This is a genomic window from uncultured Ruminococcus sp., assembly GCF_946415235.1.
Taxonomy (GTDB): Bacteria; Bacillota; Clostridia; order Oscillospirales; family Ruminococcaceae; genus Ruminococcus.
Window position 1 is genome coordinate 21,631 of sequence record NZ_CAMKRR010000030.1, and the last position, 7,393, is coordinate 29,023.

Genomic DNA, 7,393 nt, shown 5'->3' on the forward strand with positions numbered 1-7,393 from the left:
ATATTATGTTCACAAAATATCAATCATTCGCTTTAACTGTTATGCTATAATGTTAGTATAGTTTAATAAAAACACATTTTTACGGGAGGTGGATCGCATATGATAACGGATGAATATACAAAAGCGCTTGAAAAATTCATTTCAGCTATGCAGAATGTCGATTCGCCCACCCCTGACTTCATGGCTGAAGCTATGACTGATATATGCAGGATACTCAGGATCGGCAAGGTGGAGATGCTCGTCTATGACAACGAGGCAGCCGAACACCTCGGGCTTGCTAATGTTCACCGCTTCTATAACTGCGGCTCACCCTGCCTCGGGGAATATATAAGCAAAAGGATTCTCACTGCCGATGAGCAGATCGCGGTTTACCGCGTAACCGTCGGGAACGACACCGAACCGTGGACAGATGACGAGCGCAGCAGGATAGACATTTTTATAATGCTTCTCAGTACCTTCAACGGCAAGTTCAGGCTGCTCTCACTTACGCACCGTCTCACCTTCTTCGACAGTGACCTGAATATGTACAATCACCGCCATTTCATGATGATGGTCAGAAAGCTCTACAAAGAGGAGACTATTGACGAATTCGCCGCAGTATACTTCAATCTCAGGCGTTTTTCCATCGTCAATCAGCAGATAGGCAGAGAAAACGGCACAAGAGTAATGAAGCGCTTCATCGGTATGCTTGAAAGTCTCACAGACTGCTCCGATGAATGTGTCTGCCGTATCGGCGGAGACAACTTCATTACTCTCATAAAGCAGGACAAGCTGGACAAAGTGCTGGAGCTTCTCAGCGGTACGGGCATAACCTACGATGAAAGCAGGTCTGAACGAATATTCATCTCCGCAACGGCAGGTGTATACGTTATCCCAGATATGGACAGCTTCATACTGCCCACTGATATAATGGACCGTGTAAGTATGGCATTTTACCTTGCAAGAGGCTCAGCAAAGCAGGACGTTGTTTTCTTTGATGACGCTCTCCTCGCACAAAGCAAGCAGAATAACGAGATAACCGCCTGCTTCCCGAAGGCTATCGAAAAGCAGGAATTCCTCGTATATTATCAGCCAAAGGTCGATATACGGACACGTACCGTTGCAGGCTCGGAGGCTCTTTGCAGATGGTTCCACAACGAAAGGCTCGTTCCCCCTGCCGAGTTCATACCCGTTCTCGAACAGGGCCGCGATATCTGCAAGCTGGACTTCTATATGCTCGACATGGTATGCCGTGATATACGCCGCTGGCTCGATACGGGCGTGAGAGCGGTAAGAGTTTCGGTGAACCTTTCACGCCGCCACCTCTCCGACATGGATCTCCTCAGTCATATCGTTGATATCATAGACAAGCATGAAGTCCCCCATGAATATATCGAGATAGAGCTTACGGAAACCACTACCGATGTGGAGTTCAAGGAACTAAAACGCATCATAAGGGGGCTTCAAGAGGTCGGTATAGCTACATCCGTCGATGACTTCGGCATAGGCTATTCCTCCCTGAACCTCATCAAGGAAGTACCGTGGGACGTTCTGAAACTGGACAAGAGCCTGCTTCCCGATTACGAAAAGGATGACCCCATACAGAAAAGCATAATGTTCCGCCATATAGTCGCAATGGGCAGAGAAATGGGCGTGGAATGTATTGCCGAGGGAGTCGAGACAAAGGAACAGGTGAAGCTCCTTGAGGAAAACCGCTGCGATCTCGCACAGGGCTTCTACTTTGACAGGCCGCTGCCTGTAAAAGAATTTGAGACCCGTCTCGTTGACGATTTCAAGTATGACAGATAGCGTATACACAAAAGCGCCGATACATATTGTATCGGCGCTTATATTATTCATTTTCGTCAGCCGATCTTTGTGAATCGCCTGGCGTCACCTGCTTTCCCTATGAACATGGACTTTGGTCTCGCCCATACTTCGCCGTCCTTGAGGGACTTGTAAACCACAAGCTCTTCCATTGTCTCGCTGTGTCTTGCAACGGCAAGGAGTTCATATTCGCCGCCCTTGAAGTGACGATACTTTCCGCCGATAACGAGTTCGGTATCCTCGTCCTTGACTATCTCGGCTTCCTCGGGCTCTGTGTTTACTATATCATCTGCAACTATTATCATTGCCGTATAAGGCCTCATGCGGACATTGGCATTTCCGTTCTCTATCCTGAGCGGCTCGGCTGTGAATACGTCAACAAGACCTGTCATGTGTGTCTGGAAGCTGAGATCGTACTCATAGTCGGCAAGGTTGAGAGCTACATATACCGTCTGCTCACCCTGTGTCTTCTTGAACAGGAGCTGCTGATTGGTTATCATTATACGCTCGTAGTTGCCTGTTCTAAGCGCAGGATAAGCGCGGTAAATACGTCCGAGCTTTACGATATGATTGTAAAGGGACTTGTTTCCGTGCTCGGAAAGGTCGTTCAGATGAAGACACGGACGTAGATTATCGTCGGTGTTGTTCTCCTTTCTGCCCTCAACGCCGTATTCGCTTCCGTAGTAAATGGAAGGTATTCCCGGCATAGTGTACATGAGAGTGTAAACAAGTGGCAGATGTGCGTTATTGTGAAGAGTGCTGGCAAGACGGTTTACGTCATGGTTGTCTACAAAGTTATAGAGATTGATATTGCGGTAGATACCGCCGTTTGCACCTGACTGTCTGTTTATGGAGTAGTCTATCTCAAAGTAGTTCTTGTCATTGTGGGAGGACCACAGCCCCTTATAGCACTCATAGTTCGTGACGCTGTCGAGCATCTCGGGATTTGCCCATCTGTTGTAATCGCCGTGGATTATCTCGCCTACCAGCCAGAAATCAGGCTTTCTGCCCTTGCAGAAGCTTCTTATCCTCTTGAAGAAATCGAAGTCTATGCAGTCAGCGGCGTCAAAGCGGATGCCGTCGATGTCGAAAGATTCTATCCAGTAGTCGATTGCGTCGATTATATGGTCACATACTCCGGGATTGCGAAGATTGAGCTTAACAAGGTTGTAGTGACCGTTCCAGCCCTCATACCAGAACGGATCGCCATATGGGCTCGAGCCGCCGAAATTCAGGTTCTGGAACCAGCCGCAGAACTCCGACGACTGTCCCTTTTCCTGCACATCCATGAACTGGGGAAATCTTCTGCCTACGTGATTGAAAACTCCGTCAAGGATAATGCGTATGCCATTCTCGTGAAGTCTGTCACATATAAAGCGGAACGAGTTATTATCGCCCAGACGGCGGTCTATCTTTTTGTAATCAATGGTATCATAGCCGTGCTCCACGGACTCAAAAACAGGTCCGAAATACACAGCGTCAACGTTCATCTCTTTCAGATGAGGTATCCATTCAAGGATCTTGTCAAGTCGGTACGTCACATCCTCGATCCCGTCGTTGAACTTCGGCGCCCCACAGAAGCCAAGGGGATAGATGTGATAGATAATAGCATTATCATACCAGTTCATAATAAAAAACTCCTTACATTTTTTTATTTGAGCCTTCAAGGTAGTAAGAGGCTTCCATATCGGCCACGTTCAGTGCCAGAGCGAGTGGGTACATCTCAAGTGCCCTGCCGATGGTATTTTTGTCCTCAATTCCCGAGAAGCCCATATGGTACCGTATTGCAAATGCTTCCTCGCGGGTAAGACGGTTGTCTCCGTAGAAAAAGCCTGAGAGTATGTACACAGATTTTTCTCCGTGTCCATATGGTAGGGTATCATTTATTGCGAAATATGGTACTTTCTCCCACTGTCCCGTTTCTTCGTTCTTTTTGTTCCTCATCTCGACGGTATAGAAATTGATCTTGCAGACGTCATGAAGGAGCGATACCAGCGCGATCGTTTCGTCCGAGTAATCCATACCGTAGAGCTCTTTGGTACGGGGCCGTGAAAGGTAATCTTTAAGGCAGTGGTACACGTTCACGCTGTGCTGAACGAGACCACCTTCATATGAACCGTGGTAGCGTGTGCTGCTGGGTGCTGTAAAGAAATCACTCTTTTCGAGGTACTCCAGGAGCTTGTCAGCTCCCTCTCTTTTGATGTTTTCTTTATATATTGAGATAAATTCTTCTTTTGGTGTCATTTATATACTCCCTTATTCTTCGATACATATATAGTATACCACAAAATGCAACCAAATTCAATAGGTGTATATGATTATTTTATGAATTTTAACTATAATTGGTAATACAACTTTACAGGCGGCAAAAAAATCCTTTCAGGCTCTTGAAATTTCCTTTGAAATATGGCATAATTAAAACATGATACTGCACTTGTGTGCAAAGTTGAGCAGGGAACGCCGCCCTCGGCGTTCCAAAACATTCTGTGTAGGGGCGGATGCCTGCATCCGCCTGTTTTGATTTATTTTATGTTTGGACGGGGCGATGTGGGCATCGCCCCCCTACATAGACAAAATACGGCGTCCGCTGCCGTAAAGCGGAAGTTAAGGAGGGACTTATGTCTAACCAGCTCTGTATCGTACTTGATTTCGGCGGTCAGTATAACCAGCTCATCGCACGAAGAGTCCGCGAGTGCGGCGTATACTGCGAGATCAAGAGATTCGACACGCCAATCAGCGAGATAAAAGCGCTGAACCCCACCGCTATCATTTTCACAGGCGGTCCGAACAGCGTTTACGATCCGAGTTCACCTCATATTTCAGAGGAGATATTCAGTATCGGCGTGCCCGTTCTCGGTATCTGCTACGGCTGCCAGCTCGTTGCCTATACGCTCGGCGGAAAGGTTGAAAGCTGCGAAAAAAGTGAGTACGGAAAGATCGAGATATCTCAGGATACCGACAGCCTGCTGTTTAAGGACGTTCCGAAAAAAAGCGTTGTATGGATGAGCCATACCGATTTCGTAAGCAAGCTCCCCGACGGCTTCCGCGTTACTGCCAAGTCAGATGACTGTCCATGCGCTGCATTTGAAGCTCCCGATAAGAAGATATATGCAGTACAGTTCCACCCTGAGGTTACTCACAGCGAGTTCGGCAAGCAGATACTGCATAATTTCCTTTACAATGTCTGCGGCTGCACGGGCGACTGGGTAATGGACGACTTTATAGAAAATACAGTTGCAAAGCTTCGCGAGCAGATCGGCGATAAAAAGGTTATCCTCGGTCTTTCGGGCGGAGTTGACTCCTCTGTTGCGGCAGGACTTCTCAGCCGCGCAGTCGGAAAGCAGCTCACCTGCGTTTTCGTGGATCAGGGACTTATGCGAAAGAACGAGGGAGACTTTGTTGAGGAGACCTTCACAAAACTTTTCGATATGAACTTTGTCCGCGTCAACTGTAAGGACAAGTTCCTTGCAGCATTGAAGGGAGTTACGGATCCCGAGCAGAAACGTAAGATAATAGGCACAGAGTTCTATAATGTTTTCTGGGATAAGATCAGAGAACAGGGCACGGACGGCTTCTTCGCACAGGGAACTATCTATCCCGACCGTATCGAATCGGGCAGGGGCAATCAGGCAGGTCACGGAAGCACAGCAGTTATAAAAACTCACCACAATATGGTAAAAATGCCCGATGATATCAAGTTCGCAGGTACTATAGAACCCCTTGGCGATCTTTTCAAGGACGAGGTAAGACAGGTCGGCGAAAAACTGGGTATCCCCCATGACCTCGTATGGCGTCAGCCGTTCCCGGGTCCCGGTCTGGGAGTTCGTATAATCGGTGAGATAACCGAGGAAAAAATAAAGATATTACAGGAAGCCGACGCTGTTTTCCGCGACGAGATCCGCAAGAGCGGCATTGAGGACCAGCTCAGGCAGTTCTTTGCAGTCCTTCCCGATGTGCGTACAGTCGGCGTAATGGGTGACCACCGTACATATGACCACCTTATCGCTATCCGTGCCGTAACTACGGACGACTTCATGACAGCAGACTGGGCAAGGATACCATACGATGTGCTTGCCAAGGTATCAAACCGCCTCTGCAACGAAGTCGAGCACGTCAACAGAGTAGTTTACGATATAACCTCAAAGCCCCCGGGAACTGTGGAGTGGGAATAATAAACAAGACCTCAGAAACGGCGTAGATACGCCATTTCCGAAGTCTCAAAATCTCAGTGATAACAATTTGATAACAGGGAGCTGAGCGGAATTATTCTGCGCTTCAAGTGGCTTACAGGTTGCGCCACTCTTTCGCAGGTTCATGCTTTCCGCAGTCATCGGTCGTTTTCGGCCAGTTAAGCTTCCATTCTGTATATTCGGCCTTGCTGATCTTACCGTCAGCAAGGTCTTTTTTTCGTCTCTGCCACTCAGAAAGGAGGTCAGTCATCAGGATAGAGCCGAAAACAATGCCCTTTCTTCTGTTGCCGTCCTCGTCTTCGCAGTCTACAATACTGATCGGGTAATGCTCGTCAAGCTCAAAGAGGAGCTCCATAACGCCTTCCGCTCCGAGTATCTCATCATCGGCAAGGAAGCGAGGGTTCACGTCCAATGCCTCGGCAAGCAATTCGACAAGTGCCTGCTTGGGTGTGCGAGTGCCTGATTCATACTGTGCGATGCGGACATCGGCAGACTTCTCGTCAAAGCCGACTGCCATACCGAGCTGTTTCTGCGTCATTCCTCTGAAATCACGAATGCGGTGTATCTTATCTCCGATAATTGACATGGTGGTTCACTCCTTAATTATGTTCTGTTGGAAATCTATCTTTCAATTCATCTCTTGGCTCGAATTTATACCCGTTCCCACATTCTGCATCATATTCCTGATCCCTAACCTGACCGGGAATACCATCACCATCTGGAAAGGCCTTGCAAAAGCTCTTAAAATGCCCTAAAACACTTTTATCCGTATATGTATGATGCTTACAGAAAACACATTTCTCCAAAATAATCATAATAAAACCTCCAAAAAATAAGGACTTTACTGCATTATAACATATTTGTTTAGGATAGTCAATAGATACTAAACAAAAATATTTAGTAAAATTTTGATTTAGGGGTTGACAAAAAGCAAAAATGTTTAGTATAATAAGACTAATCAAATATGTTTAGATAGAGAATTTTGCTTATCGGATACGCAAATGCGCCCGATACCACACAGAACAATATTTTAAGAAAGGGTTGACTACTATGTCAGAAAAATTTATCCGTGCAGAGGAACTCGCAGAGATCATGGAGATCTCCGTTCCGTATGCATACAAGATCATCAAGCAGCTCAACGAGGAGCTTGACGCAAAGGGCTACATCACCATCACAGGCAGAGTGAACCGTGAGTATTTCAACGAGAGAGTGTACTCGGCAGAGCACCCGGTGAAAGCACCTGAAAAGAAAGAGGGTGAGGACTGATGCCCGTATACAAGGACAAAAACGGCACTTGGTATGTTATGACACGCTGTGATGACTGGCAGAGGCAGCGCAAGCAGAAGGCTTTTCTTCTTTTGTTGGTGATGAAAATGCCGTTCTGCACTGGTATTCTG

Annotated in this window: 7 protein-coding genes; 3 read left to right on the forward strand and 4 right to left on the reverse strand. The window is 47.1% G+C overall.

All coding sequences use genetic code 11. The features are described from left to right. Window positions 1-99: 99 nt before the first annotated feature. Complete coding sequence (locus Q0R37_RS07750; protein ID WP_294753060.1) at window positions 100-1,788, forward strand: GGDEF domain-containing phosphodiesterase; 1,689 nt, start codon at window positions 100-102, stop codon at window positions 1,786-1,788. 56 nt (window positions 1,789-1,844) lie between these two features. On the opposite strand, the gene Q0R37_RS07755 is transcribed toward Q0R37_RS07750, so the two are convergent. Both Q0R37_RS07755 and Q0R37_RS07760 read right to left on the reverse strand, forming a co-directional pair. Next, complete coding sequence (locus tag Q0R37_RS07755) at window positions 1,845-3,434, reverse strand: DUF1653 domain-containing protein (protein ID WP_294753063.1); 1,590 nt, start codon at window positions 3,432-3,434, stop codon at window positions 1,845-1,847. A gap of 13 nt (window positions 3,435-3,447) precedes the next feature. Next, window positions 3,448-4,050: a hydrolase gene (locus Q0R37_RS07760; protein ID WP_294753065.1), complete on the reverse strand. Its 603-nt coding sequence runs from the start codon at window positions 4,048-4,050 to the stop codon at window positions 3,448-3,450. A 374-nt stretch (window positions 4,051-4,424) separates the two neighbouring features. Between Q0R37_RS07760 and guaA the strand changes: the two genes are divergently transcribed. After that, window positions 4,425-5,978, forward strand: coding sequence for a glutamine-hydrolyzing GMP synthase (guaA, locus tag Q0R37_RS07765; protein ID WP_294753067.1), 1,554 nt, complete (start codon window positions 4,425-4,427; stop codon window positions 5,976-5,978). A 112-nt stretch (window positions 5,979-6,090) separates the two neighbouring features. Here guaA and Q0R37_RS07770 read toward each other — a convergent pair whose 3' ends face one another. Further along, window positions 6,091-6,582: a helix-turn-helix transcriptional regulator gene (locus Q0R37_RS07770; protein WP_294753068.1), complete on the reverse strand. Its 492-nt coding sequence runs from the start codon at window positions 6,580-6,582 to the stop codon at window positions 6,091-6,093. 13 nt (window positions 6,583-6,595) lie between these two features. After that, entirely contained in the window at window positions 6,596-6,811 is a 216-nt protein-coding gene (locus tag Q0R37_RS07775; RefSeq protein WP_294753069.1) for a hypothetical protein, read from the reverse strand. Between the two features lie 235 nt (window positions 6,812-7,046). Between Q0R37_RS07775 and Q0R37_RS07780 the strand changes: the two genes are divergently transcribed. After that, the gene (locus Q0R37_RS07780; RefSeq protein WP_294753070.1) at window positions 7,047-7,262 is read left to right on the forward strand and encodes a LysR family transcriptional regulator; all 216 of its coding nucleotides are present in this window, start codon (window positions 7,047-7,049) and stop codon (window positions 7,260-7,262) included. Window positions 7,263-7,393: the final 131 nt, after the last annotated feature.